The sequence below is a fragment of the Aeromicrobium sp. MLTX1 genome, from assembly GCF_046452335.1.
In the GTDB taxonomy this organism is placed as follows: Bacteria; Actinomycetota; Actinomycetes; order Propionibacteriales; family Nocardioidaceae; genus Aeromicrobium.
This window is the reverse complement of the sequence record NZ_JBKFDN010000001.1, coordinates 1,970,558-1,986,196: the sequence shown is the minus strand read 5'-3', so window position 1 is coordinate 1,986,196 and position 15,639 is coordinate 1,970,558. Positions and strand designations below refer to the sequence as shown.

14 protein-coding genes are annotated in these 15,639 nt (G+C 71.8%); 3 read left to right on the top strand and 11 right to left on the bottom strand.

Features of this window, described 5'->3' with window-relative positions:
- The first annotated feature begins 10 nt into the window (after positions 1 to 10).
- Both ACK99Q_RS09630 and ACK99Q_RS09625 read left to right on the top strand, forming a co-directional pair.
- Positions 11 to 439, top strand: a complete 429-nt coding sequence (locus ACK99Q_RS09630; protein WP_410185898.1) for a hypothetical protein — start codon at positions 11 to 13, stop codon at positions 437 to 439.
- Positions 432 to 1,262 carry a DUF3097 domain-containing protein gene (locus ACK99Q_RS09625; protein WP_410185897.1) on the top strand — a complete coding sequence of 277 codons (831 nt, stop codon included), beginning with the start codon at positions 432 to 434 and terminating at the stop codon, positions 1,260 to 1,262. The genes ACK99Q_RS09630 and ACK99Q_RS09625 overlap by 8 nt, the downstream gene beginning before the upstream one ends.
- On the opposite strand, the gene ACK99Q_RS09620 is transcribed toward ACK99Q_RS09625, so the two are convergent.
- The 7 genes from ACK99Q_RS09620 to ACK99Q_RS09590 form a co-directional block, all read right to left on the bottom strand.
- Positions 1,252 to 2,277 carry a lysylphosphatidylglycerol synthase domain-containing protein gene (locus ACK99Q_RS09620; protein WP_410185896.1) on the bottom strand — a complete coding sequence of 342 codons (1,026 nt, stop codon included), beginning with the start codon at positions 2,275 to 2,277 and terminating at the stop codon, positions 1,252 to 1,254. The genes ACK99Q_RS09625 and ACK99Q_RS09620 overlap by 11 nt on opposite strands.
- Positions 2,258 to 3,508 (bottom strand): arginine deiminase, encoded by a 1,251-nt coding sequence (locus ACK99Q_RS09615; protein WP_410185895.1) that lies wholly within the window; start codon positions 3,506 to 3,508, stop codon positions 2,258 to 2,260. Before ACK99Q_RS09615 ends, ACK99Q_RS09620 begins: the two co-directional genes overlap by 20 nt.
- Positions 3,509 to 3,530: 22 nt before the next feature.
- On the bottom strand, positions 3,531 to 4,976 hold the full coding sequence (locus ACK99Q_RS09610) for a basic amino acid/polyamine antiporter (protein ID WP_410185894.1): 1,446 nt from the start codon (positions 4,974 to 4,976) through the stop codon (positions 3,531 to 3,533).
- A 40-nt stretch (positions 4,977 to 5,016) separates the two neighbouring features.
- Complete coding sequence (gene hemW / locus ACK99Q_RS09605; RefSeq protein ID WP_410185893.1) at positions 5,017 to 6,132, bottom strand: radical SAM family heme chaperone HemW; 1,116 nt, start codon at positions 6,130 to 6,132, stop codon at positions 5,017 to 5,019.
- A 24-nt stretch (positions 6,133 to 6,156) separates the two neighbouring features.
- Positions 6,157 to 7,992 (bottom strand): AMP-dependent synthetase/ligase, encoded by a 1,836-nt coding sequence (locus ACK99Q_RS09600; protein WP_410185892.1) that lies wholly within the window; start codon positions 7,990 to 7,992, stop codon positions 6,157 to 6,159.
- 100 nt (positions 7,993 to 8,092) lie between these two features.
- On the bottom strand, positions 8,093 to 9,952 hold the full coding sequence (lepA, locus tag ACK99Q_RS09595) for a translation elongation factor 4 (RefSeq protein ID WP_410185891.1): 1,860 nt from the start codon (positions 9,950 to 9,952) through the stop codon (positions 8,093 to 8,095).
- Positions 9,953 to 9,998: 46 nt separating this feature from the next.
- The gene (locus ACK99Q_RS09590) at positions 9,999 to 10,340 is read right to left on the bottom strand and encodes a hypothetical protein (protein ID WP_410185890.1); all 342 of its coding nucleotides are present in this window, start codon (positions 10,338 to 10,340) and stop codon (positions 9,999 to 10,001) included.
- Positions 10,341 to 10,486: 146 nt separating this feature from the next.
- Between ACK99Q_RS09590 and rpsT the strand changes: the two genes are divergently transcribed.
- Positions 10,487 to 10,747, top strand: a complete 261-nt coding sequence (gene rpsT / locus ACK99Q_RS09585; protein WP_179423740.1) for a 30S ribosomal protein S20 — start codon at positions 10,487 to 10,489, stop codon at positions 10,745 to 10,747.
- Positions 10,748 to 10,803: 56 nt separating this feature from the next.
- Here rpsT and holA read toward each other — a convergent pair whose 3' ends face one another.
- The 4 genes from holA to ACK99Q_RS09565 form a co-directional block, all read right to left on the bottom strand.
- Positions 10,804 to 11,778, bottom strand: coding sequence for a DNA polymerase III subunit delta (gene holA / locus ACK99Q_RS09580; RefSeq protein WP_410185889.1), 975 nt, complete (start codon positions 11,776 to 11,778; stop codon positions 10,804 to 10,806).
- Positions 11,779 to 11,792: 14 nt separating this feature from the next.
- Entirely contained in the window at positions 11,793 to 14,009 is a 2,217-nt protein-coding gene (locus ACK99Q_RS09575; protein ID WP_410185888.1) for a ComEC/Rec2 family competence protein, read from the bottom strand.
- Positions 13,990 to 14,691, bottom strand: coding sequence for a helix-hairpin-helix domain-containing protein (locus ACK99Q_RS09570; RefSeq protein WP_410185887.1), 702 nt, complete (start codon positions 14,689 to 14,691; stop codon positions 13,990 to 13,992). Before ACK99Q_RS09570 ends, ACK99Q_RS09575 begins: the two co-directional genes overlap by 20 nt.
- Positions 14,692 to 14,779: 88 nt before the next feature.
- A complete protein-coding gene (locus tag ACK99Q_RS09565; RefSeq protein WP_410185886.1) occupies positions 14,780 to 15,622 on the bottom strand; it encodes a DegV family protein in 843 nt (280 codons plus the stop codon).
- Positions 15,623 to 15,639 lie beyond the last annotated feature (17 nt).

Below are 15,639 nucleotides of genomic sequence, written 5' to 3'. Positions count from 1 at the left end.
ACCTGTCGGGGTGAGTGAGGTCTCCGTGCGCCCCGACGGCGCGATCGAGGTCGTCGACGGGGACCAGGTCCTCGTCTACACCCCCTACGCCGTGACCGCCCCCGACGGCACCACCGTCGCGCACGAGTCGCGCGGCGGCTCGATGGCATCGGTCTGGGCCGGCGCGGTCGGCGAGGCGTTCGTCGAGGTCTCGCACCTGGGCCACGGGCCGGAGGGCGGCGAGCTCGTCATGGTGGTCACCCGCCCCGGCCACGCGCCCGAGGTCGCCCTCGGCGCGCTCGTCACCGACGAGGTCCCGGCCGACGTCCCCGAGACGTGGCCCGCCGCCGTCGACCTCGCGATCGGCCTCATCGCCGGCGACACGCTCGACAGCGGCACCAAGGACGACGTCGAGGACTTCCACCAGCGACTCCTGGGAGTGTGGTTCGGCCATGGCTGACCGCTACGGATCCGACGTCCTCTCCGGCGACTGGCGCCGGCCCGCCCGTGGCCGCTCCACCGAGCTGGCCGCCGACCCCGGCCTCGTCGTCGAGGAGGCCTCCTCGGGGTTCGTCGGCGAGATCATGCGCGTCGAGCGCGACCTCGGCACCGTGGAGCTCGAGGACCGCCGCATGCGGCGCAAGGTCTTCCCGCTCGGCCCCGGCTTCCTCATGGAGGGCAAGCCCGTCGTGCTCGTGGCGCCCACGCCGAAGGTCGCCGCCGCGCCCACCCGCACGGCCTCGGGCTCGCGCGTCGCCGCCGACACCCGCGCCAAGGTCGCGCTGCCCAGCCGCATCTTCGTCGAGGGCCGTCACGACGCCGAGCTGGTCGAGAAGGTCTGGGGCGACGACCTGCGGGCCGAGGGCGTGGCCGTGGAGCACCTCGGCGGCATCGACGACCTCGCGGGCATCGTGCGTGACTTCTCCCCCGGGCCGAAGCGCCGCCTCGGCGTCCTCGTCGACCACCTCGTGCCCGGCTCGAAGGAGCAGCGCCTCGCCGACGCCGTGGCGCACGTGCCGCACCTGCTGGTGGTCGGCCACCCCTACGTCGATGTCTGGCAGGCCGTGAAGCCGCAGCGTCTCGGCATGGACGCGTGGCCCACGATCCCCCGCACCGTCGAGTGGAAGAAGGGCATCTGCGCCCACCTCGGCTGGCCGCACGCCGAACAGGCCGACATCGCCCGGGCGTGGAAGGCGATCCTCGGCCGGGTCGACTCCTGGACCGACCTCGAGCCCGCCTTCCTGGGCCGGGTCGAGGAGCTCATCGACTTCGTCACGTCATAGAGGGTCGGCGCAGCAGCTGCCACTTCCACAGCGCCACCGACGCCAGACCCATGAGGATCGGCCCGCCGATCGTCACGATGCGCCACACGAAGAAGCCCGCGATCACGCCCTCCTCGTACACATCGGTGCCCACGCTGACGAGCGTCGCGATGACCACGGCGTCCAGGATGCCGATGCCCGAGAACGGGAACAGCGTCAGCGGGTAGGCGACGAGGAACGCCACGACGACCTCGATCGCGGGCACCTGCTGGGCGTCCACCCCGACGAACCGGAGCGAGGCGACGAGCAGCGCCGCGTCCACCAGCACCATGGCCGTCAGCGCGAGCAGCGAGCGCGGCAGCGCCCGCGGCACCCGGCCGATGACCTGACGGCGGAAGCCGGCCGCCGACTCGGCCCAGGCGTCGCCCGAGACCTTCGGGCGCACCCGGGCCACGAGGTCGCCCGCCCGACGGGCGAGCGCGGCCGTGAAGGCCTCGCCCCGGAACGCCAGCCGCAGCGCCACGAGGATCGCGACGCTCACGAGCATGCTGGGCAGGGCACCGAGCAGCTCGCCGAGGTGGAACGTGCCCAGGAAGATCATCAGCAGGCTGCCGAGCACCGGCGCCCCGAACCGCACGACGTAGAACGACAGCGTGTTCATGACCGAGCCGGCCACCGCGGCGGGCAGGGCGATGCCCCACGACGTGAAGATCGCGAACCGCATGACGTAGTCCGCCGGCGGTGGCGCCACGGTGGTCATGAGGATCGCCGCCTGGTCGTTCTGCATCGCCCGCCACGACGAGAGGCCATCGATGAACAGGGCCAGCGGCAGCGCGTTGAGCCACTGGCGCAGCAGCAGTCCGAGGCACAGCACCACCAGCTGCCACGCCTCGAGCCGGGCGAGCGAGGACCGGACGCCCTCCCAGTCGATCTCGTCCGCGAGGCTGATCCCGACGACCAGGACCAGCAGCGTCAACCCGACGGTGACCGCGAAGCGCAGCCAGCGGCGGCGCGGCTCAGCCGTCGAGGGGCTCACGGATGATCGGGCACGTCATGCAGTGCCCGCCTCCGCGGCCGCGCCCGAGCTCGGCTCCGACGATCTCGATGACCTCGATGCCGGCCTTGCGCAGCAGCGAGTTCGTGTGGGTGTTGCGGTCGTAGGCCACGACGACGCCCGGCTCGAGCGCGACGAGGTTGTTGCCGCTGTCCCACTGCTGGCGCTCGGTGTCGTACTCGCTGCCGCCCGTCTCGACGACCTGGAACTTCTCGATCCCCAGCGCGTCGGCGACCACGTCGAGGAACGGGGTGTCCTCGTGGTCGATGACCTCGATGCCGGGAAGGCCCTCCCCCGGCAGCACGGTGAAGGCGTGGATCGTGTTCACGATGTCGGGGTAGATCGTCACGACGTCGCGGTCGGCGAACGTGAACACCGTGTCGAGGTGCATCGCGGCGCGCAGCTTCGGCATGCCGGCGACGATCACCTTCTCGGCGGCGCCCCGGTCGAAGAGCGACTTGGCCAGCTGGGTGATGCCCTGGCGCGACGACCGCTCGCTCATGCCGATCAGCACGACCCCGTTGCCGGGGACGAGGACGTCGCCGCCCTCCACGGTGGCCGTACCCCAGTTGACCTCGGGATCGCCCCACCAGACCTTCGAGCCCGCGAAGTCGGGATGGAACTCGTAGACCGCCTTCATCAGCAGCGTCTCGTCCTTGCGCGCCGCCCAGTACAGCGGGTTCAGCGTGACGCCGCCGTACACCCAGCACGTGGTGTCGCGCGTGTAGAGCGTGTTCGGCAGCGGCGGCATGAGGTACTCGTGACCGCCGTGGGCCTCCCGCACCAGGGCGCGGTAGCCGGGCGCCAGCTCGCGCGGCAGATCGCGCGTGGAGAGGCCGCCGATCAGGAACCGGGTCAGCTCGTCGGCGGGCAGCTCGTCGAGGTAGCCGCGGGTCTCCTCCACGAGCCCGACGCCGACCTCGTTCGCGACGATCTTGCGGTCGAGCAGCCAGGCCCGGGCCGCGCGGTCGGCCATCGTGTCGGCGAGCACGTCGTGGAGCTCGACGACCTCGACGTCCCGCTCGCGCATCTTCCCCACGAAGTCCTCGTGGTCGCGCTGCGCGTTCTGCACCCACAGCACGTCGTCGAACAGCAGGTCGTCGCAGTTCGACGGCGTGAGGCGCTCGTGCGCGAGGCCCGGCGCGCAGACCAGGACCTTCCGCAGTCGACCGACCTCGGAGTGGACGCCGTAGGCGTCGGACGGGTTCGTCATGAGGCTCCTTCGGGACGTGACATCACAACACGATGCCACCGGTCAGCAGTTCGTACAGGGCAATCACCGCGCCGATGCAGATGACGCCGAACAGCACGGTCTCCGCGGGGGTGAACAGACGCAGCCCGCGCTCGCGTCGAGCCTGGAAGAACAGCACCGCGGCGGGCGCGTAGAGCAGGGACGACAGCAGCAGGAACTCGAGCCCGGCGGCGACGAACAGGAAGATCGCGTACGCGGTGGCGACACCCGCGAAGATCCCGTGCTTCACCCGCTCGGAGGAGTCCTCCTCGTAGGTCTCGCCGGACAGGGTCAGCTTCAGCGCGTAGGCCGCGGCCAGCAGGTACGGCACGAGCGCGAGGCTCGTGGTGAGGTCCAGCATGAAGTTGAGCGAGTCGTCGACGAACAACGTCAGCGCCAGCAGCGCCTGGACGCCGATCGTGGTCGCGATGAGCGCGGTGATCGGGGTGCCCGCCGCGTTCTCGCGACCGAGGAAGCGCGGCATGTCGTTGCTGCGTGCCGGGACGAACGCGACCTCGGCGGCCATCAGGGTCCACGCGAGGTAGGCGCCGAGCACCGACACGATCACGCCCGCGCTGATGAACCACTCGCCCCACGGGCCCACGGTCTCCTCGAAGAGACCCACCATCGACGGCTGGCGGGTGTTCGCGATCTGCGTCTGCGGGAACGCGCCGTAGGACACGAGAGTGACGAGCGAGAAGATCGCCAGCACGCTCAGGAAGCCCACGACGGTGGCCTGGCCGACGTGCTCGCGCCTCTGGGCGTAGCGGGAGTAGACGCTGGCGCCCTCGATCCCGATGAAGACGAACGTCGTGACGAGCATCGTGTTCTTGACCTGCTCGGTCATGGTGCCGAGGTCGTCGTACGCGAAGAAGTTGTCGCTGAACGTACCCGCGTCGAAGCTCAGGCCGAGCACCACGATGAACACCAGGATCGGGATGATCTTGAAGATCGTGACGAGGCGGTTGATCACGGCCGCGTCGCGGACGCCGCGCGCGATCAGGACGTGGAACACCCACACGCCGGCGGACGAGATCGCGACCGCGAGGATCGTGTCGCCGTCGCCGAACTCGGGGAAGAACGCCCCGATCGTCGCCGTGATGAAGACCCAGTAGAAGGCGTTGCCGGCCATCGTGCTGGCCCAGAAGCCCACCGCGGAGTTGAAGCCGACGTAGTCGCCGAACCCGGCCTTGGCGTAGATGAAGACGCCGGAGTCCAGCTCGGGCTTGCGCACGGCGAGGGCTTGGAAGCAGAAGGCCAGCATGAGCATGCCGGTGCCGGCGATCGTCCAGGCGATGAGGGCGCCCGCGACGCCCGTGTCCGCACCGAAGCGCGCCGGCAGCGAGAAGACCCCGGCTCCGACCATGGAGCCGATGACCATGGCGGTCAGGACCGGGCGGCTGACCGTGCCCGATCGTTCCTGCGTGGTGGTGTCCTCCACGTCCCCCATGGGGCGAACGTAGCGCAGCCGAAGGGGTGCCGAACAGACCTCAGAGGTCGCCGACAGCCTCAAGGACCACACGGTCGGCCATGAGCCGGCCCGTGCGCGTCAGCACGACGCGGTCGCCGCGCGGCTCGAGCCAGCCCGCGTCGACGAACCGGGTCACGTCGCCGAGCAGCCTCGGCTCGATCCCCTCGGCGAGCCGGATGCGCAGCATGACGTCCTCGAGGTGACGCGCGTCGGCGTCGGGACGCTCGCCGTCGGCCCGGGGCGACTCCCCCGTCATGAGCCGCTGCGCGTATGCCGCGGGGTGCTTGACGTTCCACCAGCGCTCACCGTCGACGAACGAGTGCGCGCCGGGTCCGACGCCCCACCACTCGCCGCCGTTCCAGTAGCCGACGTTGTGACGGCACTGTGCCGCCTCGTCGCGAGCCCAGTTCGACAGCTCGTACCAGCGCAGCCCCGCGGCCTCGAGCAGGTCGTCGGCCAGCAGGTACTTGTCCGCGGTCTCGTCGTCGTCGGGCATGACGACCTCACCGCGACGGACCTTGCGGGCGAAGGCGGTGCCGTCCTCGACGATCAGGGCATAGGCGCTGATGTGGTCGGGCTCCATCTCCAGCGCCGACTCCACCGTGTGGCGCCAGTCCTCCATGGTCTCGGTGGGCGAGCCGTAGATGAGGTCGAGGCTGACCTGCTCGAAGCCGGCGTCGCGTGCCCACGCCACGGCCTGCGGGACGCGCTCGGGGTCGTGCGTGCGGTCGAGCACCGACAGGACGTGCCGCACGGCCGACTGCATGCCGAACGAGATCCGGGTGAAGCCGCCCTCGCGCAGCTCGGCGAGGGACTCGGGCGAGACGCTGTCGGGGTTGGCCTCGGTGGTGACCTCGGCGCCGGGGGCCAGCCCGCCGCGCGCGTCGACCGCCTTCAGGAACCGCACGAGGTCGCCGGCCGGCACCTGCGACGGCGTGCCGCCGCCGACGAAGACGGTGTCGACCGTGCGCTCGGGCACGAGGTCGAGCTCGCGCAGCGCCGCCTGGATGTACGTGGTGCGCGACGCGCCGACGACGTCGGGCCCGCCGAGCTCGTCGGCGGTGTACGTGTTGAAGTCGCAGTAGCCGCACCGCACGGAGCAGAACGGCACGTGCAGGTAGATGCCGAGCGCCACGCACCAAGGGTACGTGGCGGTCCGTCAGGCCTCGGCGTAGAAGCCGTCGAGCACGTCCGCGTAGCGCTCCTCCACGACCCGGCGCTTGACCTTCATGCTGGGCGTGATCTCCCCGGACTCGATCGACAGGTCGTGGTCCAGGACGGCCCACTTCTTGATCGTCTCCCACGGGTTGAGCTTCGCGTTGAGCTCCTCGACGTCCTGCGCGATCTGCTGCTGGATGCCCGGCGACGACACGATCTCCTGGTAGGACTTGCCGGCCATGCCGTGGTGCTCGGCCCAGCCGTCGACGGCGTCGGGGTCGAGCGTGATGAGCGCCGAGCAGAACTTGCGGTCGTTGCCGTGAACCACCATCTGGCTGGCCAGCGGACACACGGCCTTGAAGATGCCCTCGATGTGCGACGGCGCGACGTACTTGCCGCCCGAGGTCTTGAACAGGTCCTTCTTGCGGTCGGTGATGCGCAGGAAGCCGTCGGCGTCGAACTCGCCGATGTCGCCCGTGGCGAGCCAGCCGTCGTCGGTCAGCGCGGACGCCGACTCGGTCTCGAGGTTGTGGTAGCCGCGCATGACGTTCGGGCCCTTGATGAGGACCTCGCCGTCCTCGGCGATCTTGACCTCCGAGCCGGGGAACGGGCGGCCGACCGTGCCGATCTTGAAGTCGTCCGGGTGGGCGACGACGGCGCCGGCCGAGGTCTCGGTGAGGCCGTAGCCCTCCAGCACGAGGATGCCGGCGGCGTGGAACCACTCGGCGATGTCGGTGGAGAGCGAGGCGGCGCCGGAGATGAAGAACCGGACGCGGCCGCCGAAGCGGTCGCGGACCTTGGAGAACACGAGCCTGTCGGCGATCGCGTGCTGCACCTTGAGCGGCAGCGGCACGGGCTTGCCGGCGCGGGTGAGGCGCGAGACTTGGAGGCCGACGCGCTCGGCCCAGTGGAAGAGCTTGAGCTTGGGGCCGCCCTCCTCCTCCATCATGCCGACGATGCGGCCGTAGGCCTTCTCGAAGATGCGCGGCGCGGCGCCCATGAACGTGGGCTTCACGACCGCGAGGTTCTCGACGATCTTCGGCACGCGGCCGTCGACCGCGCACGGGAAGCCGACGGCGAGCTGCGTCGTCAGCAGCACCTTGCCGAACGAGTGGGCCATCGGCAGCCAGCGGTACTCGAGGTCGTCGATCGAGAGGAACCCCGGCGCGGCGACGGCGGCGCCCTCGTAGGTCCAGCAGTCGTGCACGAGGCGGACGCCCTTGGGGCGGCCCGTGGTGCCCGAGGTGTAGATGAGCGTGGCCAGCGACTCGGGTCCGGTCGCGGCGATGCGCTCCTGGACGACGCCCGGGTGGTCGGCGAGGTGCTTCTCGCCGAGGTCGAGCAGGTCCTGGAAGGAGATGACCCAGTCGCCGTCGGTCTCGCCCTCGTAGACGACGACCTTCGCCACCTGCGGCAGCTCCGAACGCCCCTCGCGCAGCTTCGCGACCTGGCTGTCGTCCTCGGCGAACACGACCCGGCTCTCGGAGTCGGCCAGGATGTAGACGACGTCGTTGGTCACCGTGCTGGGATAGACGGTGGTCGTGGCCGCGCCCGCGGAGTTGATGGCGAGGTCGGACAGGATCCACTCGATGCGCGTGCCCGACGCGATCGCGACGCGCTCCTCGGGCTCGATGCCCAATGCGACGAGGCCTGCGGCGAGCTTCGTGACCTTCTCGCCGGACTGGGTCCAGGTCAGCGAGTGCCAGTTCTCGTCGGCATCGGGGTAGCGGAACGCCTCCCGGGGACCCGACGCGTCGACGCGGCTGAAGAACAGCTCACCGACGCTCCGGGCGCGGTTCTGGACGATCGTGAGTTGGTCAGCGGCGGAGACGGACATCGGAGAGCTCCCGGGGGACGGTCGACACTGTGATGCCCGTCACCCTACCCGCGCGTACGGGCCACGCGGGCGATTCTCGTCACAGTCCCGGCCAGCGGGCTCAGGACTGCTTGGCGTCCCCGGTGGAGAGGGCGGCGATGAAGGCCTCCTGGGGGACCTCGACGCGGCCGACCATCTTCATGCGCTTCTTGCCCTCTTTTTGCTTCTCCAGCAGCTTGCGCTTGCGGCTGATGTCGCCGCCGTAGCACTTGGCGAGGACGTCCTTGCGGATCGCGCGGATGTTCTCGCGGGCGATGACGCGCGCGCCGATGGCGGCCTGGATCGGCACTTCGAACTGCTGGCGCGGGATGAGCTCCTTGAGCTTGCCCGCGAGCGCGACGCCGTAGGTGTAGGCGCTGTCGCGGTGCACGATCGCGCTGAACGCGTCGACCACCTCGCCCTGGAGCAGGATGTCGACCTTCACCAGGTCGGCGGCCTGCTCGCCGGCGAGCTCGTAGTTCAGCGAGGCGTAGCCCTTGGTGCGCGACTTCAGCGCGTCGAAGAAGTCGAACATGATCTCGCCCATGGGCAGCGTGTAGCGGATCTCGACGCGGTCCTCGGACAGGTAGTCCATGCCGCCGAGCTGGCCGCGACGCGCCTGGCAGAGCTCCATGATCGTGCCGATGTAGTCCGACGGCGCGAGGATCGTGGCCGAGACGACGGGCTCGTAGACCTTCGCGATCTTGCCCGAGTTCGGGTACTCGCTCGGGTTGGTGACGACGTGCTCGCTGCCGTCCTCCAGCTCGATGCGGTAGACCACGTTCGGCGCGGTCGAGATGAGGTCGAGGTTGAACTCGCGCTCGAGCCGCTCGCGAACGATCTCGAGGTGCAGCAGGCCCAGGAAGCCGATGCGGAAGCCGAAGCCCAGGGCGCCGGACGACTCGGGCTCGTAGACCAGTGCCGCGTCGTTGAGCTGCAGCTTCTCGAGCGCGTCGCGCAGCGTGGAGAAGTCGTCTCCGTCGATCGGGTACAGGCCGGAGAACACCATCGGGTTCGGGTGCTGGTAGCCGCCGAGCGGCTCGGAGGCCGGCTTCGTAGCCGACGTGACGGTGTCGCCGACGCGGCTCTGGCGGACCTCCTTCACGCCCGTGATGAGGTAGCCGACCTCGCCGACGCCGAGGTGGTCCTCCTTGACGGGCTCGGGGCTGATGACGCCGACCTCGAGCATCTCGTGCACCGCGCCGGTGGACATCATCTTGATCTTGTCGCGGTGGCTGAGCTTGCCGTCGACCACACGGACGTAGGTCACGACGCCGCGGTAGGTGTCGTAGACGGAGTCGAAGATCAGCGCGCGCGGCGGGCCGTCGGGATCGCCCTCGGGCGGCGGGACCTCGTCGACGATGAGGTTCAGCAGCGCCTCGACGCCCTGGCCCGTCTTGGCCGAGACCCGCAGCACGTCGTCGGGGTTCCCGCCGATGATCCCGGCGATCTCCTCGGCGTACTTCTCCGGCTGCGCGCCGGGCAGGTCGATCTTGTTGAGCACGGGGATGATGTGCAGGTCGGCGTCCATCGCCAGGTAGAGGTTCGCCAGCGTCTGGGCCTCGATGCCCTGGGCCGCGTCGACCAGCAGGATCGCGCCCTCGCACGCCTCGAGCGAGCGGCTGACCTCGTACGTGAAGTCGACGTGCCCGGGCGTGTCGATCATGTTGAGCACGTAGGTCGTGCCCGCGTCGTCGCCGTCGGACTTCGTGAACGGCATCCGCACGGCCTGGCTCTTGATGGTGATGCCGCGCTCGCGCTCGATGTCCATGCGGTCGAGGTACTGCGCACGGGCGGCGCGCTCGTCGACGACGCCGGTCAGCTGCAGCATGCGGTCGGCGAGCGTCGACTTGCCGTGGTCGATGTGCGCGATGATGCAGAAGTTCCGCAGCAGGTCGGGCGGCGTCGACCCCGGGGCCGGGGCGGTGGTGGGGCGCGTCATGGTGAGATCCATTGTCCACGACCCGCACAGGGGTCGTGACAGCCGATCAGCGCCAGGCGTAAGCGATCACGACGTTGACGAGCACCAGCGCCGCCACGACGTGTCCCCACGGGTTCGGCGCGGGGAGCTTCTGCTTCATGAACGCGAGCGCGGTGGCGACCGCGGCGATGACGAACTTGACGCCCACCTTGGCGTTGTTCGGGTCGTGGACGGCCTCGCTGGCCGAGCCGATGCCGGTCAGCACGATGCCGATGACCAGGGCGGTGGCGACGGCGTGCGCCATGCCCTTCGGGACGCGGGGGGCCTTGAGCGACATGGCCCACAGGACGAGGGCCGCGACCCAGCACGCGATGTGGACCCAGACCAGAATGTCGTAGAGGAGCTGCACGCCCCGAAGCCTACGAGACGCACCGGATTTGAGGACCGACCGTCAGCGCTGGTAGCATTGACGATTGCGTGTCCAGCCCACCGTACGACGGGCTCGGACGCGACCAGACTTCTCATCACCCAGAACGACGAAAGAACAGGTTTGCCGTGGCGAACATCAAGTCGCAGATCAAGCGCAACCGGCAGAACGAGGCCGCGCGCGAGCGCAACAAGTCCGTGCGCTCGGCACTGAAGACCTCGGTTCGCCGCTTCCAGGAGGCCGTCGAGGCCGGCAACGCCGACGAGGCCAAGGTCCTCGCCGCCGACACCGCGAAGAAGCTCGACAAGGCTGCTTCGAAGGGTGTCATCCACAAGAACCAGGCTGCGAACCGCAAGTCGGCGATCGCCAAGAAGGCCGCCGCTCTCTGAGTTCCGCCTCGAACGCCCCGCACCCGATGGGTGGCGGGGCGTTCGTGCGTTCGGGGTCAGCCGCGCGAGCGCGCGACCGCGATGTCGATGATCATCCGCTCGACCGCGTGACCCGGCTCGGCCGAGCCGCCCTTGACCGCGAGGTCGGCGCGGGCGACGGCGTCGAGCGCCTGGCGCAGTGAGGCCTCGGTCCAGCCGCGGGCGCTCTGGCGCAGCGTGCGGATCTTGAACGGCGGCGCGCCCACCTCGCGGGCCAGGTCGGCGTCGCGGAGCCCGGGGTCGGCCGTGGCCACGCGCGCCAGCTGGCGCAGTCCCGAGGCCAGCGCCGCGGTGATGAGCAGCGGCGCGACCTTCGCGGCCTCGGCCCACCGGGCCCGCTCGAGCGCGAGGTCGAGCCGACCGTCGAGGGCCGCGTCGGCGATCTCGTAGCCGCGCACCTCGGCGCGCCCGCCGAAGTAGCGCCCGACGACCGTGGCGTCGAGCCGCTCCCCCTCGGCGAGGGTGGTGACCAGCTGGTCGACAGCCGCCGCGAGCGAGCGCAGGTCGGAGCCGACCGCCGCCACGAGCAGCGCCGCGCCCTTGTCGTCGATCGCACGGCCCCGCGAGCGCGCCTCCTGCCGGACCCACGCGATGAGGTCGCGCTCGTACTTCGGCGCCTGCTGGGCGACCTCGCTGACGGCCGCGGTCTTGCGGAGCTTGTCGAGCAGGCCCTTGCCCTTCGCTCCCCCACCGTGCACGAGGACGACCGCGGTGTCGTCGGACGGGGACGCGGCGTACTGGAGCAGCTCGGCGGCGACCTGCTCGCCGAGGTCCTGCAGGTCGGTGAGCACGACGGCCGTGGCCTGACTGAACAGCGACGCGCTGGTGAGCGCGGTGAACTCCCCCGGGGCGAGCGAGGAGGCGGACGACTCGGCGATCTCGGCCTCGGGCGCCGCCTCGCGGACCTGCGCGACGGCCTGGCGCCGGGCGCGGTCGGAGAGGAACTCGGAGTTGCCGGTGACCAGCAGGATCTTGCCGAACGGGTTCGCCACGTCCCGAGAATAGGTCACCGCGCCGACACGACGAGCCGCCCGTCGCGGTCGACCACCGCGACCGTGCCCGAGGTGTCGGTGCGCCACACCGAGACCCGGTGCGAGGCCAGCGCGTCGAGGGCCGCCGCCGTGGGATGGCCGTGCGCGTTGTCGGCGCCCACGCCGATCAGCGCGACCGCGGGCGCGACCCGCTCGACGAGCCCGGGCCACTGGTCGGCGCTGCCGTGGTGCGCCACCTTCAGCACGTCGGCGGCCAGGTCGGGGTGGAGTCGGCCGAGCCCGCGCTGCGCCTCCTCCCCGAGGTCGCCGGTGAACAGGATCCGGTGCCCGCGGACGGTGGCCCGCAGCACCACGCTCACGTCGTTGCGCGCCTCGGGCGCGACGCGCTCGGCGTCGGCGCGCGGCCAGAGCACCTCGAGGCGCACGTCCCCGACTTCGAGGGTGCTGCCCGACAGCAGGCGGACGCGGCGCGCAGCCGGCACGTCCGGGCCGCCCGAGGGTCCATCGGCGAGCACCTCGACCTCGCGTCCCCGGACCGCACCGCGCCAGCCCTCGACGTGGTCGGCGTCGCCGTGGGTGAGCACGAGCAGCGGGATGCGCTCGACGCCCAGCTCGGTGAGGCAGCGGTCGATGGGCCCGGGCTCCTGCCCGACGTCGACGACGATCGCCTCCCCCGGACCCGTCGGCACGACGAACCCGTCGCCCTGGCCCACGTCGCACGCCACCACGACGACGTCCCGCGGCGGCCAGTCCGGCGTGGGCGTCCGGACGATCGCCACGAGCAGGCCGAGGGTGACGCCGACGGTGAGGGCCGGTCGACGGACGAGCCACCAGAGGGCGACGCCGATCGCCGGCACCAGCGGGACCAGCGTCCACCACGGCCACGGCCACGCGACCGAGGCGCCCGGGACGGAGGCGCCCACGCGGGCGACGGCGACGATCACCGAGGCCGACGCCCACGCCACCGTGCCGGGCACCGCCGCGACGGGCGCCCAGACGAGGTCGAGCAGTCCCGCGGAGAGCCCGGCGACCGTGGCGGGCGCGACCGCCGGCGCCACCACGACGTTCGCGAAGACCGCGACCAGGGAGATCTCGCCGCTCAGCGACGTGACGACCGGTAGACAGGCGAGGTGGGCCGCGATGGGCACGGCCACCGCCGTGGCCAGGGGTCCCGGCAGCCAGCGGAGACGCCGCGCCAGCGGAGGCGCGACCGTGATGATGCCGGCCGTGGCGCAGACCGACAGGACGAACCCGGCGCGCGTCGCGAGCCACGGGTCCAGCACGACGAGGCCGATCACCGACCACGCGAGCGCGCGCAGTCCCGCGCCCGTGCGACCGACGAGGAGTCCGGCGAGCGCGACCGACCCCATCACCGCCGCGCGCAGCACGCTGGGCTCGGGTCGCGCCACGAGCACGAACGCGATCACCGTGAGGACGCCCGCGGCCAGCACCACGCGCCGGGACGCGCCGACGGCCCTCAGCCCCAGCAGCACGATGCCGAGCACGATCGTGAGGTTCGCGCCGGAGACGGCGAGCAGGTGGGTGAGGCCGGTCGTCGCGAACTCCTCGCGGGTCCGCTCGGAGAGGCCGGTCTCGTCCCCGGCGACCAGGGCGGGAACGAGCGCCGCGGCCTGGTCGTCCCGGTGGTCGACGCCGTCGCGCACTCCGTCGCGGACGACCTCGCTCCAGCGCCACCACCCCGGCCCGGAGCCGACGGTGCGCCACTCGCGCACCCGCAGGACGGCCGCCTCGTCCCGGCCGTCGGCGGGCGAGAGCTCGGCGCGGACCGCCAGCTGGGTGCCGGTGACGAGCGACTGCGACCCCTCGACGAACATCGTGGCGCGCACCCGCACCTCCCACGTCCGGCCACGGGTCTCCACCACGCGCACCGTCACGGGGGCGACGGTGCCGGGGCCGGAAGGTGCGATGTACACGCGACCCTCCTCGCGCACCTGGACCTCCGCGCGGACGGTGGTCCCCCGCTCGGCGAGTGCCATGACGGGCGAGGCCTCCACCGCCGTCACGCGCCAGCCACACGTGACCGCGACCAGCACGAGGGCCGCGGCGGGGAACGCGAGGACCGGGCGGCGCCAGCCCAGCGCGAGGACCACGGCGCCCACGAGGGCGGCACCGAACGACCACGCGGGCGCCGCACGGCTGAGCGCCGCGGCGGCCGCCCACACCGCGAGCGCGGCCGGGACGACCCGCAGGTCAGAGCGCGACCCGGTCACGCAGGTCGGCCAGGGTCGCCTCGCCGATCCCCTTCACGTCGAGCAGGTCCTCGACCGACCGGAACGGCCCGTTCTCGTCGCGCCACGACACGATCGCCTCGGCGGTCACGGGGCCGACGCCGGGCAGGGCGTCGAGGGCGACCACGTCGGCGGAGTTGAGGTTGACGGTCGCGGGGGCGCCGTCGCCGGCGGGCGCCGCACCGGTCGAGGGCCCGCCCACCACGACCTGCTCGCCGTCGCTGAGCACGCGCGCGAGGTTCAGCGAGGCGGTGTCGACCTTGCCCTTCGTACCGCCGGCGGCCTCGATCGCCTCGTGCACCCGTGAGCCCGGGGGCAGCGTGACGATGCCGGGCCGACGCACCCGCCCCGCCACGTCGATGACGAGGGTCGCGGGCGCGGAGGCCGCGGGGGCGCCCTCGCTCACCGCGACCGGTGTGGGGTCGGGCACGGCGACCTCCTGCGGCCGGCCGGCCAGCAGCCACCAGACGACGAGGACCGCGGCCGCGCCGCCCACGACCACGGCGAACCGGACGTGCACGGGCCGCAGCACCCGGCGCGGCTTGCGGCGCCGGCCCGGTGGCGGACGGTCGGGATCGGGGAGCGTCGCGTCGAACGTCGCGGCCAGCTCGGCCAGGCGTTGCCGTGCGACCTGGGCGCGGGTCTCGGGCGGGACGGGAACCATGCCGCGACCCTAGGAATCGCCGGCCCCGGCGCGGAACCCGTCGTCGCGAGCCTGTGGACCGTCGCGACGACTCGGCGCCGCCTGTGGATCAGCGGGCGCTGACGGTGACCGCGATCATCCCGGGGCCGACGTGGGCGCCGATGTCCGCGCCGACCTCGTCGACGGGGATCTCGGAGCGCTCGAGCTGATGCGCGAGCGACTGGGCGACGCGGACCGCGACCTCCTCGCTCGCGAGGTGCAGCACGCCGATGTCGTAGTCGCCGGCGTACCCCCGGACGGCCTCCACCGCGAGCGCCTCCACGCGGGCGAGCGCCTTGGACGACGTGCGGACCTTCTCCAGCGGCGTCACCTCGCCGTCCTCGAGCGTGAGGATGGGCTTCACCGCGAGCGCCGAGCCGATGAGGGCGGCGGCGCGACCGATCCGGCCGCCGCGGCGCAGGTACTCGAGGGTGTCGACGTAGAGCAGCACCCGGGCCGAGCCGGCGGACGCGAGAGCCGCGGCCTCGACCTCCTCGGGCGTGCCGCCGGCGTCGCGCGCGCGGGCGGCCGCCCCGGCGGCGAATCCCGTGGCCAGGCCGACCTGCATCGTGTCGACGACACGGACCGGCACGTCGACGCGGTCGGCGGCCAGGCGTGCGGCATCGACGGTGCCGGAGACCTTCGAGCTGATGTGGACCGAGACGATCTCGTCGACGCCCGTGGACGCGAGCGCGCGGTAGACGGCCTGGAACGTCTCGGGCGACGGTCGCGACGTGCTGACGGGCACGTTGTCGGCGAGCGCGTCGGCGATCATGTGCGACGTGACGTCGACGCCCTCGGTGTAGACGCGCGCCCCAATGATGACGGTCGTGGGCACGACGGTGATGCCCTCGCGCGCCGCGTCGTCGGGATCCAACGACGCGGTCGAGTCGGTGACGACGGCCACGGTCATGCTCGTGACCCTATCGA

What these genes read in the sequence shown, in the direction of transcription:
- ACK99Q_RS09615 (WP_410185895.1), bottom strand. Translation starts at nt 3,508, where the DNA reads ATGACGAACCCGTCCGACGCCTACGGCGTCCACTCCGAGGTCGGTCGA.
- ACK99Q_RS09625 (WP_410185897.1), top strand. Translation starts at nt 432, where the DNA reads ATGGCTGACCGCTACGGATCCGACGTCCTCTCCGGCGACTGGCGCCGG.
- lepA (WP_410185891.1), bottom strand. Translation starts at nt 9,952, where the DNA reads ATGACGCGCCCCACCACCGCCCCGGCCCCGGGGTCGACGCCGCCCGAC.
- ACK99Q_RS09600 (WP_410185892.1), bottom strand. Translation starts at nt 7,992, where the DNA reads ATGTCCGTCTCCGCCGCTGACCAACTCACGATCGTCCAGAACCGCGCC.
- ACK99Q_RS09610 (WP_410185894.1), bottom strand. Translation starts at nt 4,976, where the DNA reads ATGGGGGACGTGGAGGACACCACCACGCAGGAACGATCGGGCACGGTC.
- ACK99Q_RS09565 (WP_410185886.1), bottom strand. Translation starts at nt 15,622, where the DNA reads ATGACCGTGGCCGTCGTCACCGACTCGACCGCGTCGTTGGATCCCGAC.
- ACK99Q_RS09570 (WP_410185887.1), bottom strand. Translation starts at nt 14,691, where the DNA reads ATGGTTCCCGTCCCGCCCGAGACCCGCGCCCAGGTCGCACGGCAACGC.